This window comes from Streptomyces flavotricini (assembly GCF_020639365.1).
Classification (GTDB): domain Bacteria; phylum Actinomycetota; class Actinomycetes; order Streptomycetales; family Streptomycetaceae; genus Streptomyces; species Streptomyces flavotricini.
Genome location: NZ_JAINUL010000001.1, coordinates 8,131,604 through 8,148,466, shown reverse-complemented (window position 1 = coordinate 8,148,466; position 16,863 = coordinate 8,131,604). Strand labels below are relative to the sequence as shown.

Genomic DNA, 16,863 nt, shown 5'->3' with positions numbered 1-16,863 from the left:
CACTGACCTGGACGGAATACGGCAGCATCACCCGATCGAGAAAACACTCCGGTCAGCAAGTCATCGACTGCACGCGCCATGGTCGCCGCGCCTGCGCGGCTGCATCCCGACGGCCCTCGCCGTCGTGTCGGTCCAGGCGATCTCGAAGTACCTGACGCGTTCGTCCTCTCCGGCAGGCCGCATGCCCGCTGCCATCATGACGCGCTGGGACGCGGTGTTGCCGTGGTCGGAGTCGCCTTTCACGCAGGTGACGCCGCGTGCCCGAGCGAACAGCAGCAGTCCGCGCAGGGCTTCGGAGGCGTAACCCCGCCTCTCGCTGACGGAATGAGGCCGTAGCCGATCGTGAGTTCGGCGCAGTGGTGAGGAACGGACCGGCGGCGCGTCCGACGTCCTCGCACACGCGTCCGCGCGTAGCCTGGCGGCAGCCGCTACAACCCCGGTCGGGCAAGGTAGGTGAGGGCATTCGTGGCCAAGACACAGGACGACGGGCACGACGTGGCGATCATCGGCGCGGGAGCCGCCGGGCTGGCATGCGCATCCGACCTCGCCAAGGCCGGCCTGCGCGTGCGCCTCGTGGAGGCGCAGGACACGGTGGGCGGCCGCATCCGCACGGAACGGGTAGCGGGTTTCACCGCCGACCGCGGCTTCCAGGTGTTCAACACCTCTTACCCGCAAGTCAAGCGCCGCCTCGACCTGCCCGCCCTCTTCCTGCGGCCGTTCACGCCGGGGGTGCTGGTGCACACCGACGACGGGCGGCTCCGCCTCACTGATCCCACGCGGCGCCCGCGCGACGGCGTCGCCTTGCTCACCGGCGGTCGTGTCAAGCCGCGCGATCTGGCGGCCTTCGGTGTCCTGTCGGCACGCGCCGTGCTCGCGCCCGCCTCCCGTGTCCGGGCCCGGCCTGACGTCACCACCCGCACCGCCCTGGCCGACGCGGGGTTCTCCGAGGACTTCGTCGAGACGTTCTTCCGACCTTTCCTGGCAGGGGTGTTCCTGGAGGACTCTCTGGAGACCTCGGCCCGCTTCTTCCACCTGGTCTGGCGCAGCATGCTGCGCGGCACGCTCTGTCTGCCGCGTGACGGCATCGGCGCCGTACCGGCACAACTCGCCGCCGGGCTGCCCCCGGAGGTACTGCGCACCTCGTCGCCGGTGACAGGGCTGACACCGACAGGAGCGCTGCTCGCCGACCGGGAACTGCGTGCACGGACCGTCGTCGTCGCCACCGGAGCCGACGTCGCGGCACGCCTGCTGCCCGGCCTCGCGCCGTCAGCGGGCCGGACCGTCACGACGCTCTACCACGCTGTCGGACGCTCGCCTCTGCCCGAGCCCACCTTGCTGGTCGACGCCCGCCGCAGGTTCTTGAACACGTGCGTCCTCACCGAGGTCCAGCCCGGCTACTCCAGCGACGGCAGGGCCCTGGTGTCGACCTCCGTGCTGGGCACGCCCGGACCGGTGGAGGAGGCCGCCGTGCTCGCCGCCCTCGCCGAGGCGTACGGCACGGACACCGGCACCTGGGAACCCGTCCACCGCGTGACGGTACGAGGCGCCCTGCCCGCCATGCCCCCGCCCCTGCTCTTGACCCGCACCACCCGCTTCGCCCCGGGCCGCTACGTCTGCGGGGACCACCGGGCAACGGGCTCGCTGCAGGGAGCACTCGCCTCGGGAGCACGGGCGGCACGCGAGGTCATCGCCGATCTCGAAGCCACGGGTACGCCCTGACGGACGTCATTGCCTGCCGTACGCAGCGGGGGCTGCCGCCCCGTTCGCGGAGGCCCGCGAGGACCGCACCGAGGCCGGCTTCGTCCCGGGCCGTGTTCACACGCGGTGCGTCGGAGGAGTGGGCGCCGCTCGCACGGCGCACCTTCTCCACCCGGGCTTCGGCGACGTCTCGGCCGGCGGGTGGAACATGGCCCGCTTCATGTTCCTGAACCCGGCGGCCTGCGCGTTCTTCGTGGAGTTACCCGTCCGACCACTGCTGGTGACGGTCTCGCTCGCCGGAGCTGTCGACCTCGTCGGCCGCTGTGCGGGCACGTACCTCTTCCGGGGTGAGGTAGTGGTCCGTGTACTCGAAGTCGCGCAGCGTCCCCGGCTTGTACGTTTGGAAGCCGGTCCGGACGAAGTCGTCGCCGGCCACGGCGTTCAGGAGCCAGTTCGTCATCACCCGGGTCTTCGCGGCCCCGGTGCGCAGCGCCGCCCAGTGGTAGCCGCGGGCCACGGCCTGGGCGGGCATCCCGCGAAGGTCGATGCCGAGTGGCCGGGAGACGCCGTCGCGGCCGCCGAGGTCCACGACGAGTCCGAGGTCCTTGTGGACGTAACGACGCAGGGGCGTGCCCCGCAACGTGGCGACGACGTTGTCGGCGGCGACCCTGCCCTGGCGCTCGGCGTGCTGCGCGGTGGGCGGGCACACCGCGTCGTCCCCGCCGGCGGCGAGGTCGGGCACGGCGGCCGCGTCACCGAGCGCGATCACGCCCTCCGCCCCTGCCACCCGCAGGTCCGCAGCGACGACGAGCCGGCCGCTCTTCGCGGTCTCGGCGCCCAGTGTGCCGATGAGCGGGCTCGCGGCGACGCCGGCAGTCCAAATGAGGGTGCGGCAGGGCAGCACGCGCCCGTCGGTGAGGGTGACGTCCTCGGGGCCCGCCTTGGCGACGGAGGTGCCGAGGGATACCTCGATGCCGCGGCGGCGCAGCACCTCCAGGGCTGCCCGGCCGAGCCGGTCGCCGAGCTCGGGCATCAGTTTCGGGGCCACGTCCACGAGGTGCCAGCTGATCTCGCGCCGGTCCAGCCGGGGGTAGCGGCCGACGGCGTTCATGGTGAGCCGCTCCAGGGAGGCGGCCGTCTCGGTGCCCGCGTAGCCGCCGCCCACCACGACGAAGCCGAGCCGTGAGGCCCGTTCCGCCGAGCCTGGTACGGCGGCGTCGGCCAGGTCGAGCTGGGCGATCACGTGGTCGCGCAGGTGGGCCGCCTCGGCCAGTGTCTTCATGCCGCGGCCGTGCTCCGCCAGGCCCGGGATGTCGAAGGTGCGGGTCACGCTTCCCGGCGCGAGCACCAGGTGGTCGTAGGGCTGGTCCACCAGCTCCCCGGTGATCTTCCGGATGACGCAGACCTTGGCCCGGGTGTCGACGCCGACGGCCCCACCGGGCACGATCTGGGTCCGGTGGCGGCGGCTGCGGCGCAGCGACACCGCCACGGACTGGGGGGTGAGCACCCCGGAGGCCACCTGCGGCAGCAGGGGCAGGTAGAGCTGGTAGGAGAACGGAGTGACCAGCAGGATCTCCGCCTCCCCCGGTGAAAGCGTCCGCTCCAGGCGGCGTACGCAGGAGACGCCGGCGAAGCCCGCGCCCACGACCACGATCCTCGGTCGTTCCATGGTGTCCGTCCCTTCTCGGGTGTACGGGTCACCGGCACACCTTCCCCGGTGGGCCGTTCCATGCACGCGGAAAGCGGGGCGGACCGGATCCGGAGGTCGTAGACCGGCCCCTGCGGGAAGTCACCCGTCAGGGGTGGAGGTCAGCGGCGCCGTCCCCGGCCTCGAAACGCTCGAGCCACTCGGCGGAGGAGGTCAAGGACGCCGACGGGTGCGCGCGCACCGCCGCTCGCCACCGCACCCCCGCCTTCGAAGCCGGCCGCCACGACGCGCACGTCGCCCACCACTGCGAGAAGGGCTTCGAGCGCAGCCGCGCCGACACCACCCAGCGCCCGGCACCCTGCCTCGCCACCGACGGCTGGCAGCCGAGCAACGTGAGCGCGTACGGGCTCATCGACCCCTTCGAAACAGGATGTCCGGACCATCGACATCGACCGGCTGCGCCCGAGAATTCGAGCGAGGCCGCGGACGCGCAGGCCCCGACCGGGGCGGTGTTCCCGTTCGTGCGTTCGTGCCCCACGAGGTCCATAAGGTCTGGCAGTTCGTCTGTATCGCGCGCACGGACTGCTCGGCTGCCTGCTGGTCGCTGGGGATCTCGTGCCGGTCGGCGAGCGCGCGGATCGCCTCGGCGTGGGTGGCCCCGATGCTCTTGTGTGTGTTCTGCCCGTAGAGCGGCTCGACGAAGGACCGGTGGGCCCCGGTGGTGCGGCCTTCGGGCAGGGGCCGGGCGGGGTCCGCCGCGGACAGCGGACACGGCAGGGAAGCCATCAGCGGGTGCGGGTAGTGCGTCGCTTCGGCATCGGGTCCCTCGATCCACGCCGTGCGGAATCGACTCGCCTCTGATCAAGGATCCTGGCACTCTGCCCCTCATGCATGCAGACCCGATTGACCAGGCGCGACGTCTCGTCCGCGGCCGCTTTCCCGATGCGCTCTCCGTGGTCCTCGCCGGCTCCACGGCCACCGGACGCGCCACTGCCAGCAGTGACCTGGACATCGCGGTGCTCCTCGACGACGGCGGCTTGACCTACCGGGAAACGATCCGGTTCGAGGAACGGGTCGTTGAACTCTTCGTCCACACTCGGACCGGTCTCCGGGAGCTGTTCGCTGCAGACGTCGCCGCACGGCGGGCGGTCCTTCAGAACATGTACGCCTCCGGTCTCGCTCTGGTCGACCGCAATGGCGAGGCCGGGCGCGCTCGCGCTCTGGCCGAAGCGGACCTCCGTGAAGGTCCGCCTGCACTGGAACCTGAGACCGTCGATACGAAACGCTACGGTCTCACGGACGCCCTGGACGACCTCACCGACGCGAGTGACCCCATCGAGCGTCTGGCCGTGGCCGGGTACGTGGTCAATGCCGCCGCCGATCTGCTCTGCGACCACCATCACGCGTGGATCGGTGGCGGGAAGTGGCTGCCCCGCCGCCTGTTGGAAGCCGACCCACAGCTCGGAGCCGCCCTTCTGGAAGGACACCACCGCTTGTGCGGGTCGGGCGACCCCGCAGCACTGATCAGCGCGGCACTGAAGGTGCTCGACCTCGTCGGCGGCCCTCTCCGCGAGGGATACCGCAGGACCTGGCACGGCACCATCGACTCGGTTGGCGCCGCACGCTGACACGCGGCGTCAGCACCGCAGCCGACAAGCCGACAAGCCGACAACTGGCAAGCCCGTCCATGGCTTCTGCTCGTACACCACCCCGGCCCGCAGCGCGGCGGGGCGCGCCATCGACCCGGCGGCCTGCGCCAGCACCGGCTCGACCGTCCGCCTGAGCATCCTGGTGTGACCGTTCGGGGTGGTCGCCCGGGAGCGTGAACGGGGTCCGCGCTCTCTCGTGGTGAGCGGCCGACGCATCGAGTACCGGCGCTTTCGACTGGTCAGGTGCCCGCTCCCTCGCAGAACGGCGGCCGTCGCGGCCGCCACGCCGCCGGTCACGCCATGGCATGCCCCGAGCTTCCTTTCCCCCCGAACGGCCCACGGACCAGGAGGACCGGTCGTCGAACGCACCTCGGTCGGGGTTCCGGGAGGGCCTCGCTTGACTGGTGGACGGCGCGACGGGTAGGGAGAGGCTGTTCATCGCGCAAGGTGTGAAACGGGGGACGTATGAAGCCGCTCGAAACGGGGGATCCCACCTCGCTCGGCGAGGGCCGCTACCGGCTGGTGGGACGGCTCGGTCAGGGAGGCATGGGCGTGGTCTACCTGGGCCGGTCCCGGTCCGGCCGTGCGGTCGCCATCAAGGTCGTGCGTCCCGAGCTGAGCACCGAGCCCGGGTTCAAGCGCAGGTTCGCCGACGAGGTCGCGGCCGCGCGACGGGTCGGCGGCTTCCACACCGCTCCGGTGGTAGACGCAGACCCGGACGGGGAGCCGGCCTGGCTGGTCACGGCGTTCGTGCCCGGCCCCACCCTGCAAGCGGTGCTCGCACGCGTCGGATCGCTGCCCCTGGACACGCTCACCGTCCTTGCGGCCGGCCTGGCCGAGGCACTCGACGCGATCCACCGCGCGGGGGTCATCCACCGCGATCTGAAGCCCGCGAACATCATCGTCGCCGAGGACGGGCCGCGCGTCATCGATTTCGGCATCGCGCGCGCCCTGGACGGCACGTCACTGACACAGACCGGCATGCAGGTCGGCACGCCGGGTTTCCTGGCACCCGAGCAGCTCACCGGCGGCAGGGCGCTCACCCCTGCGGTCGACATGTTCGCTCTGGGGGTGGTGCTCACGCAGGCGGCGGGCGGCGCCCCCTTCGGCGACGGCCCGTCCGCGGCCAGGCACTACAAGGTGGTCCACGAAGAGCCGGACCTGACCGCGGTGCCCAGTGAACTCCGCGAAGCCATCGGCGCCTGTCTGTCCAAGGACCCAGCGGCAAGGCCCACCCCGGCCGCCTTCCTCGGTGCTCTCACCGTCCGCCACGCGGACGGTGACTCCTGGCTGCCGGAAGCGGCAACGCAGCTGCTCCCGGCGCCGGAGCCGATGGTGCGGCCCACCGCACCGGACAGCCCGTCGGAGACCCGGCAGGACGCCCCGGAGGACGTCCCGCTACCGGATGCCGCCCCGCCCGTCGTCGCGGAGCCCCGTACGGACCGGTCGCGCACCGTGACGGGGCCCGCGGCGCAGCTCTCCCCCGCCCCCGCGCAGGTGCCTCCGGTAATCGCGGGGAAGCCCAGGCGTCGCCGCGCGGTGGTGGCGGCGGTGCTCGTGACGTCTCTCGCGGCCGCCGGCCTGTTCGTGTGGCAGCCCTGGAGCCACTCGACCAAGGACAGTTCCAAGCCCCGCGCCTCCTCGCCCACCGCATCGGCCCCGGCCCCTGCACCGTTCCCGGCCGATCCGCTGCTGATCCGGAAGGACACCGCCCCGGGCTGGCCCGGGACGTGCCACAGCGTCATCGCCCGCCGGGACGCCTCGGCGGAGAAGCCCGTGGAGCTCATCGCGGGCGGCGCAGGCACATGCGACATCCTGCCCCAGTGGTCTCCCGACCGCCGGTCGTTCGCATTCACCCGCAGCACGCCCGAGGGCACGGCCGTCTGGACCGCCAACGCCGACGGCTCGAACGCGCGCCGGATCGCCTCCATCGCCGGTGGCAGGGTGTCCTGGTCGCCGGACGGCAGCCAGCTCGCCGTGCTTCGCATGAAGGACGGCGTACAGCAGCTGTTCGTGGTCGGCGTCGCCGACGGCGCGGCTCGCCAGCTCACCTCGGGCGGGAGCCAGGTCGAGGATCCCGCGTGGTCGCCGGACGGCAAGAGCATCGCGGTCTGCCTGCAGACAGATCCCGAGAACTGGCAGATCCACGTGGTCGATCCCACCGCCCCGAACCGCGCCCCCAAGCAGGTGACCCGGCTGCCCCACGCGGCACACGACCCGGTGTGGTCACCCGACGGCGCCACCTTCGCCTACACGGCGGGGACCTACGGCAAGGGCACCCAGGGCGACATCCACCTCGTGGACTCCGACGGAGGCAACGATCGTGAACTGATCGCCACCAGCGCCCATGAGATGGACCCCACCTGGTCCGTCGACGGCACGTGGGTGGCCTTCGTCCGCGGCCCGTACGAGCAGCCCGTGATCTGGGCCGTTCGCGCGGACAAGACCGGCGAGCGCACGCTCACCACCGGTGCCTCCGCCGAGGGACATCCCGCCTGGCGCTGAGAGAGAAGCGTTCCTGCTCCCAGGGATCCCGCAGGGCCGGCACGTTCGTCCAGGAGCGCTGAGCGACCAGCCGCGGATGTCCCGCGTCCCGCCCGGGACGGACGCCGCTGCGAAGTTCCTGCCTCAGGCCCGGAGGATCGTGTTGACCGCGGCGGCCGTGGTGGGTCCGAAAGCGTCGGGACAGGCCACGCCCAGGCGCTCGGCCACCTCCCGTACGTGCAGGTCCACCGCGCTCTCGGCCAGCGTGGCCAGCGCGTCGACAGCCTCACGGCCCCGTCGCCCGGCCACCGGGAGCAGTACCGCGGCCAGCAGCGCCGCGGGCCACCAGCCGGTGCAGACCGCGATCGCCGCGTACCCCCAGGCCCAGGCGGTCAGCCGGGCCGAGGCCGCGAAACCGTCCCGAACCGTCTGGATGTCGCCGCGCAGCTCGCTGCTCGCCAGCGACCATGCGTGCGGCCAGACTTCGGCGAGGTCCACGCCGTAGCGGCGGCGTACGCGATCCGCGGCGCCGGTCATCCGCTGGGCCGGCCAGGTGGGCTTCACCGGCCGTGTCCCGGAGATCCGGTCCCGCCGGGCCTGCCGCCGCTCGACGGCGGGAAAGCGGCGTACCGTGGTCACGCCCAGCAGCCTGTCCCGCGCCAATGCTTGTCCGGCCTTGGTCACGGCACGCGCGAGGGCTGCGTCGGCACGGTCCCACCGCCAGGCCCGCCATCCGGTCAGGGCGGCGACGTACCACCAGGGGCGCTCGGGAAGCCGGCACCGTTCGACGAACCGGCCCGCCGAGGCGGCAAGCAGTCCCGCGGTCGCAGCACCGAGCAGGACCAGGGCCGCCTTCACGAACAGACCGGCGGGCTCCTGGTTCGCCTTGTCCGTGGCGAGGGCCCCTACGTACGCCCGCAGGTACGCGAGGTCGTGGGCGTGACCGAACCGCTGGTGGTGCGCAAGGATCAGACAGGCGACGAAGAGCAGCCCCGGCCCCAGCAGGATCGCCGCCCAGCGTTCGGCCGCCTTCTTCGACAACTCCTGCAGCAGCGTGGTCACGGCCGCCCGCGCCCCGGCCCGTCGAGCGGTATCGACTCCAACGGCCGGTCCGCCAGCGCGCACCGGCCCTGCTCGGCCTCGCCGCGCGTGCACCTGGACAACGGGCAGACATGCGCCGACGTCGCCCCGTCGGGACCGCTCTGCACACCGGGCAGTGCGCTGAACGCACGGTCGGGGCGGGTCAGTCCGTGCACGCCCTGTGCCGCGAGCGCCCTCTCGATCGCGTCGAGAACCTGTCGCATCCGCGCGGGTGCGTAGTGGGCGGCCGTGGCCAGGGCGACGGCCTCGTCGAGCAGGCCCTCGACGCCGTCCTCTTCCAGCAGGGTCACCAGCTGTCCGCCGCGACCGTGTTCACGGCACAGGCGCTCCACTCGCTCGGCGAGCTCGACCAGGGCTTCTTGACTGAGTGCGGGACCCGCGGGATGAGCCACATCTCCATTCTAGCGGCGGTAATTTGATACGTCAGTCGCTCCGTGGATCGGTGGGTGGGACGTGCGCGCGCAGTTGCTGGAGAGCCTCCGGGCGAGGATCAGGGCCGCGGAGCGCAGGGAAGACGGCGGGGACGTACTGTCCTGGGAGGCGCTGAGCGAGGCGGTCGGTCTGCTGTCCCATCGCCGCTCTCAGGGCCTCGATCTGGAGGCGCTCGTCACGGCCGGGCTGTTGTTCTTCCACCGCGCGATGCGGCAGCGGCCCGAACGGCGAACGGTGGAGATGGTGGCCGCCGCGCAGTTGCTCGGCCCGGTCTACGCCAGTGCACCCCACCTGGTCCCAGCCCGCGTCCGGGCCTTCTACGCCAACGGCCAGGATCCGTGGGAGCACTTCTCGGCGGACACCGGCTTCACCACCGACCCCTCCGTGTGGTGGGAGCTGCACAAGGATCCGACACAGCGGTATCTCGTCTCCGACGAGGACCGGGCCGGCCGGGCCTACCTCTCCCTCGCGCTGGCGCTACTGCGGCTGGCCCGCCTGTCCGCCGGGCCGTCGCATCCGATCCTGCCGCAGCTGCTGACCGGTACCGCGGCCCTGCTCGGCCTGTACCGTGCGGCCACCGGCGACCTCGCCGCATGCCGCGAGGCCGTCGAAGTGGGGCGGGCGGCCCTGCGGGAGCTGCCGCCGGGCGACCCGGCGCACGGGCTCACCCTCGCCAACACCGGGCTGGCCGCCCTGGAACTGGCCCGGCGGCTGGAGGACCGGCCGGCCGCCGAGCTGGCGGTCCGCTGCTTCCGCACGGCGCTCGCCCTGGGCGAGGACGAGGACGGCGGCCGCGGCGTCAACCTCGGGGGCGCGCTCGCGGTCCTGGCGGGACTGGTGGACGGCGAGGAGCCCCTGTTCGAGGCGGTGGCGCTGTTCCACGCGGCAGCCGACCGCGCCGGGGAGACGGCGGTGAACAACCTCGACGCGGCCTTGGGGATGCTCCTGCGCCGGCCCGAGTCGCTGTCGTACGAGCGGCTGGCCGCACTCTGCGCGACGCTGCTGGACCACCCCGGCCCCGACCGGCCCGCCGACGTACTGCTGATGCGCGTGCTGGGCATCATCCGGATGCAGCAGGCCGAGGAGCACTCCGACCTGGCCGCCCTGCGCGAGGCCGTCGCCCTGTGCCGCCGGGTGCTGGCCGTCTCCGACGACCCGGAGGCCCGCGGGGAAGCCGCCAACAACGCATCCAGCGCCCTGCGGGTGCTCGCCCAGCACACCCAGGACGTACCCGCCGCCCGCGAGGCCATCGCGCTGGCCCGCACCGCACTCGACTGCGCAACGCTCGCCGAGCGGTTGGACGAAGCCATGGCCCGCGCCAACCTCGCCACGGCCCACAACGTGCTCTTCGAACTCACCGGGGACCTGGAAGCCCAGCGGGAGGCGGTGTACGCGAGCAGGAGGGCAGTCGAGGCCCTCGCCCCGGAGGAACACGCCGAGCACGCCGGACTCGTCACCGCCCAGGCGATGATCCTGCACCGTTACGCCAGCCGGACGCGCGATCTGGCGCTCCTGCGCGAGGCGCTGAATGCCCAGCGCCGCGTCGCCGCACTGCCCGACGTCCGGCTCCGTCTTGCCGCACCGGCGGGCGTCCCGGCTCGCCGGGTCACCGTGCTCTGCGGTCTGCTGTCCATGCTCACCGACGCCTGGGTGCTGATTCCCGACGAGCCGCTGAGCTCTCTGGAGGAGGCCGTGAGCGTGGGGGAAAGCGCGATGGCCCTGGTGGCGCCGGGCGACCACGTGGAGCCCTTCGTCCTCAACGAGTTCGCCCGCGCCCAGAGGCTGCTGGGCGGTGCCGAGGCCGACCCCGGCCGGCTGCGCACGGCTGTCGCCCTGGCGGACCGGGCGCTGGCCCTCGGCGATCACGCCGTCCGTGCCGCCCTCGTCGCGGCAGAGATCGAACGCGCCCACGCGCTCGACCACCTGGCCGCCCTCGAAACCGACCCGGCGGCGGCCGCGGAGCTGAGGTCGGCGGCCGCCGCCGGATTCGCCCGCGCCCGGGACAGCGAGGGCGGCCGGGCCGACGTGCGCATGCTCGCGGCCCTGCGCCAACTGAATGCCACCGACGTCACCGCGCCGGACGCCCTGGAGCACCTGGCGAAGACCGTCGACCTGCTGCGCCGGACCGTCACCTCGGGGCCGCTGTGGAACGACCGCGAACACGCCCTGCGCAGCTTCTCCCGGCTCACCGAACGCATCATCGCCACCGGGCTGGCCGCCGACGACCCGGAGCGCCTGGTCACCGTGCTCGAACGCAGCCGGGGACTGCTGTCCGAAGACGCCATGGACATCCGGCGGGACCTGCACGACCTCGATCCCGCACGTGCGAAGGAACTCCGTCTGATCGACGCGCGGTTGCGGGCCCTTGACGCACAGGACCGGGCCGCGGCCGCCGAGGACTTCACACAGCGCCGCGCACTCGACCGCGAACTGGCCGCCGAGCGCGCCCGCCTCACCGAACACTGGTCGCGACTGCGCGGTGAGGAACCGGCGGACGACGCCCCCGATCTCACGGCACTCGCCGCCGACGGCCCGCTGGTCCTCGTCGCCTCCGTCCGCTCCGGCGGCTACGCCTTCCTCCTCACCGGCAACCCCGCCCGGCCCGTGGAAGTCCTCGAACTCCCGGGACTGGACCGCCGGTCGGCCGACGAGAGGGTCCTCACCTTCCTCACCGCCCGCCACTTCGCCACCTCGGACGCCTATCCCCTGCGCGTGCGCCAGAGCGCGCAGGCCGAGGTGCGCGACACCCTCGCCTGGCTCTGGACGGCCGCCGCCGGGCCCGTCCTCGAAGCCCTCGGCCTCACCGGAACCCCGACCCCGCAGAGCGGCCCCTGGCCCCGCCTGTGGTGGTGCCCGGTCGGGTTCCTCAGCTACCTTCCCTGGCACGCCGCAGGACCCCCGACCGGCGAGGGGGTGCTGGACCGGGCGGTCTCTTCGTACACCGCGAGCCTGCGCGCCCTGGCCTACGTACGCAGCATGCCCGGCGCCCCGGCGCACCCCCGCACCCTGATAGTGGCCCAGCCGGAGGCCCCCGGTGCCTCCCCGCTGCGCGGTGTCATGGAGGAAGTGGCCCTCCTTCAGGCCCTGTTGCCCGGAGCGACGCTCATCGCCGGGGCCGAGGCCACCAAGGAGGTGGTCCTCGCCGCGCTCGCCGACCACGACGCCGTACACCTGGCCTGCCACGCCATGACCGACGTCCATGCCCCCGGCACCAGCCGCCTGCTGCTGGCCGACCACGAGAGCGCACCCCTCACCGTCGCCGAACTCTCCGCCCTGTACCTGCCCGGACGCCAGCTCGCCATGCTGTCCGCCTGCAGCACCTCCGAGATCAGCCCCGATCTGACCAACGAGGCCCTGCATCTGACCGGCGCCTTCCAGCTCGCCGGGTTCCGCCATGTCACCGGCGCGCTCTGGCCCGTCAGCGACGCCACCGCGGGCGAGGTCTCCCGCGCCTTCTACGCCCACCTCACGGCCTCCGGGACGCGTCCGCCGCGTACCGACGAGGCCGCGTTCGCCCTCCATGCGGCGGTACGGGAACTGCGTGCCGCCTACCCCGCCACACCCACCATCTGGGCGTCGTACATCCACACGGGGGCCTGATCCATGACCGAACCGAACCCGACAGCCGACCGCCCCTCCGGGGATCCGCCACCGGGCCGCCCGGCCGGAGAGCTGCCCCTGCGACTGGCCGCGCTCGGCGTCGGAGCCTGCGGCCTGCTGGTCGTGGCGTCCTGGTTCGACGGCGACCCGGTCCCCCTCGACCTGCTCGCCGGCCCCGCCGGCCCGCCGGACCCCGCAGAGCTGTCCTCCCTCGCCGCGGCGGGGCTGCTCGCATCCCGGCCGGACGGCCGCCTCACGCTTCCCGAGGCCACCCGACGGGAGATCCACACTGCTCTCGGCGGCGAGGGCCGCGACCTGGCCCTCGGCATCCTCCGAAGCCACCTGGGCGAACCCGGCTCCCCCGGGGAGACGGCACGCTGTCTGCACCTGCTGCCCCATCTCACCCGGTGGACCGCCTTGACCCGCCCCGAGGACGACACGCCGGACGGAGCCACCTTCCTCGGCCGGGCCGTCGTACTGCTGCTCAACAACCAAATGGGTTCGGCCGCCCTCCCCCTGGCCGAGCGGGTCGCCCGAACCGCCGAGATGCACATGGGACCGGATTCACCCAAAACCCTCTCCGTACGGGCCAATCTGGCCTCCGTGTACGACCAGGCCGGCGAACACCGCAGAGGCGCAAGACTGTTGGAGAAGGTCATCGCGGCCCGCACCGCGCAGCTCGGCCCGGACCACCCCGACGTGTGGGAGGCGTGGAACAACCTCGGCGGCATCCGCCTGACCCTCGGCGAGTACGAGAAGGCCACGCGGATCGTTCAGGGTGTCGTCGCCCACCGCACCAAGGTGCTCGGGCCCGCCCACCGGCTCACCCTGATGGCCCGCAACAACCTCGCCGTCATCGCCCGCCGAGCAGGGCGCCGCGACGAAGCCGTCGCCCTGTGGGAGGCGGTGCTTCCCGAGTTCGAGGCCGCCCTCGGTCAGGACGACACGGACGCCATCGTGGTGCGTGCCGCCCTCTTCCGGGCCCGCAGGGACCACGACGACACGGACCGGACCGCCGACCTCACGGAGGTCGAGGAACGGATCGCCCGGTTCGCCGCCTCGTCCCACGAGCCCACCCAGGAGGCCGTCGCCGCGCACGTCGAACGCGCCACGGCCCTGCGCGACCAGGGCCGCCACGACGAGGCCGTCACCGCCTTCCGGGAGGCCCTCGAACGGGGCCGGGCCGCCCTGGGCCCCGGACATCCGCTCATGGTCTCCGCCGGCTACCGGATGGCGTACGCGCTGGATGCGGGAGGAGATGCCGACGCGGCCCTGGCCGCGGCCGAGGACGCCCTGGCGGAGGCGGATCGCAGCCTCGGCCGCACCCACTACGAGACCCTGATGGCCGCCGTGAACGTACTCACGTTGCTCCTTCAGCAGGATCGCCTCGGCGATCACCAGGCCCTGCTGGAAACGCGCCTGGCGGACATCATCGAAGGGCTGGGCTTCGGACATCCGCTGGTCCGGGCGCTGGCCGCGCACCGTGCGTCACTGGCACTCAACCGTCCCGACTGGTCGTGACCGCGACCGTCCACGGGTGATGCCGTAGGCGTGCCTCAAGCCACTTGCAGCGGGACTTTGATGTCAGACGGTCACATGTACGGGCCGTGTGCGTACGGCACGGCGCTGGATCAGGTGTCCGGCGAGGCCGCATCCGATCCCGGTGAGGGCGACAAGGACCCCACCGATCACGACGGAGAGCACCGTGAGGAGCACGCCGTCCGCATCCTCGAACGCCAGCTCACGGACCGTGTTCACGGGGATGGCGCCACTGTGTCCGTCCGTGAGGAAGGAACGGGAGTCGTTGGAGGCGACGCGGTTGTCGCCCATCATGAAGAGGCGGCCTTCCGGCACCACCACGTCATAAGTGGTGCCGCTCCCGGCGGGGTTGCCCCCGGCTACGTAGGGTTCCTTCAGCGGCTTGCCGTTCAGCAGCACCTGCTTGCCGTCACAGCTGACCCGGTCACCGCCCAGACCGATGACACGCTGGAAGACCGTGTCAGTGTCCGCGTACCGGCCGGGCAGGTGATAGAAGACAGCGTCTCCGCGGTGGAGCTCACTGCCATGGATCTTCTTCGTGAAGGCGATGTCGCCTTGCTCGTACGTCGGCCGCATCCCGTCGGATTCCACGCTGTGCCCCCCGAACGCGAAGTCGGCGAACAGCCATGTGCCGATCGCCAGCAGCATCCCGAGCGGCATGAGCACCAGCGCCGTGATCCGCAGTCTTCGCCCCGGTCTCATCCTTCAGCCCCTCCCGGCAGTCCGCGCTGCACACTACCGACCCGGAGTACCGGCGCGGTGGTCAGGGCACGCAGGACCTGGCCGACCATACGGCCCGCCAGCTCCGAGGGCAGGTCTCTGCCTTCGCAGCAGGGCGAGGAGGAGCGGTCGGGAGAGGCCTCTTCTCCGGCGTTGCGGAACTCCGCCTGGCAGCCGAGAAGAGCGGTCATGGCGCGTCAGGCCGCGGCGGCGAGGGTGTCGTCGAGCCAGTCGTAGATGCGGGCGACGGACAGGCGCATCGCACCGGGGCGAAGAGCGCCGGCGCCTTGGAGCAGGCCACCGAGCGGTCGTAGGCGTCGCCGTGACGCGGGTCGCAGGGGTGACCGTGCAGGAGGAACTCCGCACGGACGGACATTTTCGGCCCGGCGGGTGGACAGCCCGCGCCCGGGGGCCGTTTGAGAGCCGGAATCGCGGCGATACGGGCGTCGGACAGTGTTCGCCGCGGTCGGGGACCCGGCGCGTGGAGGGGAGGGGACCTCGGCATGACCACACCCGAGGAGGACGTGCCCGCGTCCGTGCGGGAGACCGGCTGGGGGCGCGATGTGGTGCTCGCGGTCGGGCTGTTGGGCATCGGCATCGGCGGGCTGACCGCCTTCCTGAAGGCCGCTCCGACGAGTTGGGCCGGGCTGCCGGTGCCGCCGGTCGCGGCCCTGGGCGTACTGCTGCTCGGAGCGGCACTGGCGAAGTGGAGCATCGCACCAGGCCGGCGCGGCGCCCGGTCGCCGCGTCCGCTGGCGGCGCCGGCCGGGTACGCACCACCGCCCGAGGTTCCCGACGTGGGGAGCGAGGCCCTCGACCATGCCGCGGTCGACGCGGACGGTTTCGAACACGCGGTGGCCGCCCTGTGCGCGCGGGACGGATGCACCTCGGTGGAAGTGGTCGGGGGCGCGGGCGACCTGGGTGCCGACGTCCTCGCGACGACGGCGGACGGCCGGCGGGTGGTGCTCCAGTGCAAGCACTACTCCGAGGACAACCGGGTCGGCTCGCAGGACCTCCAGCGGTTCGGCGGCACTTGCTTCGCGGTCCATGGGGCCGATGTCGCCGTCCTGGTCACGACCGGTTCGCTCACCGCACCCGCGGCCGAGTACGCCGACACGTGCGGGATCGTCTGCGTCGACGGAGAGGCCCTGGACGCGTGGACCGGGCAGCAGGCGCCCCCTCCGTGGGAGGCGGGTCCGTCCGTACCGACTCGGGGAGCATCGTCATGAACCACACCCCGTGCCGGCCCTTGTCCGCAGCAGGCGCGGCCGTCACCGCCGAACACCCCCGAGCCGCCGTGCGCTGGTACCGGTCGGCCGCCACGGCCGCCGACCGATCCCAGGATTCCCGCGTACGAAGCCGGCTGCCCGATGCCCCCGCGACCACGGCTGGCAGGTCAGGCGTAGTAGCTGAGGATCACCAGAAGCGCCGTGACTTCTGCGAGGAGCTGGGTGGCGAGCGCCGCCCGCCGTACCTGCGGGGCGGGAGCGGCCAAGGCCGCGATGAACGCCACGATGCCGACTCCGGTGCTCCAGAGGAACAGCCACCCGGGAAGCCCTCTGGTGCACTGGACCCCGTACGTCACGCAGCCTGACACGCGCACGGAGGACAGGAGCAGCATGACGGTCGCCAGGACTGCGGGCACGAACAAGGCAGCGGACAGGCCCGACCAGAGCCGGGTGCGGTCCTTGCCCCTGGCCACCGGCACCGGGTGTGCCGCAGAGGGAGCGGTTGCTTTCATGCCCCCATCCCACCGCAGCAGCGGGACCTGCACAGCCGTCCAGGTACTCACCTCGCGGGTGCGCGGTACTCAGACTGCCAGCCTCGAACACCCTCGCCGAACGTCGGAGAAATACCTGGTCAGATCGGCCATGGCCGGCCGAACGGGCGTACAGTTGAAGCACCGGGAGTACTTCGCGCACCGGCTTTCATGCGGGTGTCATTTCCGGCGATCGCCTAAGAACCGGGCTGCCGACGGGCAGTCCGGGGGCA

At 72.5% G+C, this 16,863-nt stretch carries 12 protein-coding genes and 1 pseudogene; 6 read left to right on the top strand and 7 right to left on the bottom strand.

Translation table 11 applies throughout. From position 1 onward, the window contains the following. Nucleotides 1–60 precede the first annotated feature (60 nt). Nucleotides 61–347: pseudogene (locus tag K7B10_RS37310) on the bottom strand (GNAT family N-acetyltransferase); the annotation flags it as partial. A gap of 118 nt (nt 348–465) precedes the next feature. Here K7B10_RS37310 and K7B10_RS37305 point away from each other — a divergent pair. After that, entirely contained in the window at nt 466–1,719 is a 1,254-nt protein-coding gene (locus tag K7B10_RS37305; RefSeq protein ID WP_229343683.1) for an NAD(P)/FAD-dependent oxidoreductase, read from the top strand. A gap of 238 nt (nt 1,720–1,957) precedes the next feature. Here K7B10_RS37305 and K7B10_RS37300 read toward each other — a convergent pair whose 3' ends face one another. Further along, complete coding sequence (locus K7B10_RS37300) at nt 1,958–3,367, bottom strand: NAD(P)/FAD-dependent oxidoreductase (RefSeq protein ID WP_229343681.1); 1,410 nt, start codon at nt 3,365–3,367, stop codon at nt 1,958–1,960. Between the two features lie 127 nt (nt 3,368–3,494). Next, nucleotides 3,495–3,758 carry a hypothetical protein gene (locus K7B10_RS37295; protein WP_229343679.1) on the bottom strand — a complete coding sequence of 88 codons (264 nt, stop codon included), beginning with the start codon at nt 3,756–3,758 and terminating at the stop codon, nt 3,495–3,497. A gap of 475 nt (nt 3,759–4,233) precedes the next feature. Here K7B10_RS37295 and K7B10_RS37290 point away from each other — a divergent pair, with 475 nt between their 5' ends. After that, nucleotides 4,234–4,974, top strand: coding sequence for a nucleotidyltransferase domain-containing protein (locus K7B10_RS37290; RefSeq protein ID WP_229343677.1), 741 nt, complete (start codon nt 4,234–4,236; stop codon nt 4,972–4,974). Between the two features lie 486 nt (nt 4,975–5,460). Then, a complete protein-coding gene (locus tag K7B10_RS37285; RefSeq protein ID WP_229343674.1) occupies nt 5,461–7,500 on the top strand; it encodes a protein kinase domain-containing protein in 2,040 nt (679 codons plus the stop codon). A gap of 123 nt (nt 7,501–7,623) precedes the next feature. Here the strand turns inward: K7B10_RS37285 and K7B10_RS37280 are convergent, their stop codons facing one another. Together K7B10_RS37280 and K7B10_RS37275 are read right to left on the bottom strand one after the other, a co-directional pair. Beyond that, nucleotides 7,624–8,541, bottom strand: a complete 918-nt coding sequence (locus tag K7B10_RS37280) for a hypothetical protein (RefSeq protein ID WP_229343671.1) — start codon at nt 8,539–8,541, stop codon at nt 7,624–7,626. Then, a complete protein-coding gene (locus K7B10_RS37275; protein ID WP_229343669.1) occupies nt 8,538–8,972 on the bottom strand; it encodes a hypothetical protein in 435 nt (144 codons plus the stop codon). The genes K7B10_RS37280 and K7B10_RS37275 overlap by 4 nt, the downstream gene beginning before the upstream one ends. A 61-nt stretch (nt 8,973–9,033) precedes the next feature. Between K7B10_RS37275 and K7B10_RS41420 the strand changes: the two genes are divergently transcribed. Together K7B10_RS41420 and K7B10_RS37265 are read left to right on the top strand one after the other, a co-directional pair. After that, nucleotides 9,034–12,612, top strand: a complete 3,579-nt coding sequence (locus tag K7B10_RS41420) for a CHAT domain-containing protein (RefSeq protein WP_229343667.1) — start codon at nt 9,034–9,036, stop codon at nt 12,610–12,612. A 3-nt stretch (nt 12,613–12,615) separates the two neighbouring features. Beyond that, entirely contained in the window at nt 12,616–14,133 is a 1,518-nt protein-coding gene (locus K7B10_RS37265; protein ID WP_229343665.1) for a tetratricopeptide repeat protein, read from the top strand. Nucleotides 14,134–14,196: 63 nt separating this feature from the next. Here the strand turns inward: K7B10_RS37265 and lepB are convergent, their stop codons facing one another. Further along, entirely contained in the window at nt 14,197–14,853 is a 657-nt protein-coding gene (gene lepB, locus K7B10_RS37260; protein WP_229343663.1) for a signal peptidase I, read from the bottom strand. A gap of 521 nt (nt 14,854–15,374) precedes the next feature. On the opposite strand from lepB, the gene K7B10_RS37255 reads away from it, so the two are divergent. Continuing rightward, complete coding sequence (locus K7B10_RS37255; protein WP_229343661.1) at nt 15,375–16,100, top strand: restriction endonuclease; 726 nt, start codon at nt 15,375–15,377, stop codon at nt 16,098–16,100. A 167-nt stretch (nt 16,101–16,267) separates the two neighbouring features. Here the strand turns inward: K7B10_RS37255 and K7B10_RS37250 are convergent, their stop codons facing one another. Continuing rightward, the gene (locus K7B10_RS37250) at nt 16,268–16,612 is read right to left on the bottom strand and encodes a hypothetical protein (RefSeq protein ID WP_229343659.1); all 345 of its coding nucleotides are present in this window, start codon (nt 16,610–16,612) and stop codon (nt 16,268–16,270) included. Between the last annotated feature and the right edge of the window lie 251 nt (nt 16,613–16,863).

Excerpts from the sequence above, each read along its gene's own strand:
- K7B10_RS37285 (WP_229343674.1), top strand. The coding sequence starts at position 5,461 with ATGAAGCCGCTCGAAACGGGGGATCCCACCTCGCTCGGCGAGGGCCGC.
- K7B10_RS37265 (WP_229343665.1), top strand. The coding sequence starts at position 12,616 with ATGACCGAACCGAACCCGACAGCCGACCGCCCCTCCGGGGATCCGCCA.
- K7B10_RS37255 (WP_229343661.1), top strand. The coding sequence starts at position 15,375 with ATGACCACACCCGAGGAGGACGTGCCCGCGTCCGTGCGGGAGACCGGC.
- K7B10_RS37300 (WP_229343681.1), bottom strand. The coding sequence starts at position 3,367 with ATGGAACGACCGAGGATCGTGGTCGTGGGCGCGGGCTTCGCCGGCGTC.
- K7B10_RS37250 (WP_229343659.1), bottom strand. The coding sequence starts at position 16,612 with ATGAAAGCAACCGCTCCCTCTGCGGCACACCCGGTGCCGGTGGCCAGG.
- lepB (WP_229343663.1), bottom strand. The coding sequence starts at position 14,853 with ATGAGACCGGGGCGAAGACTGCGGATCACGGCGCTGGTGCTCATGCCG.
- K7B10_RS37290 (WP_229343677.1), top strand. The coding sequence starts at position 4,234 with ATGCATGCAGACCCGATTGACCAGGCGCGACGTCTCGTCCGCGGCCGC.
- K7B10_RS37295 (WP_229343679.1), bottom strand. The coding sequence starts at position 3,758 with ATGAGCCCGTACGCGCTCACGTTGCTCGGCTGCCAGCCGTCGGTGGCG.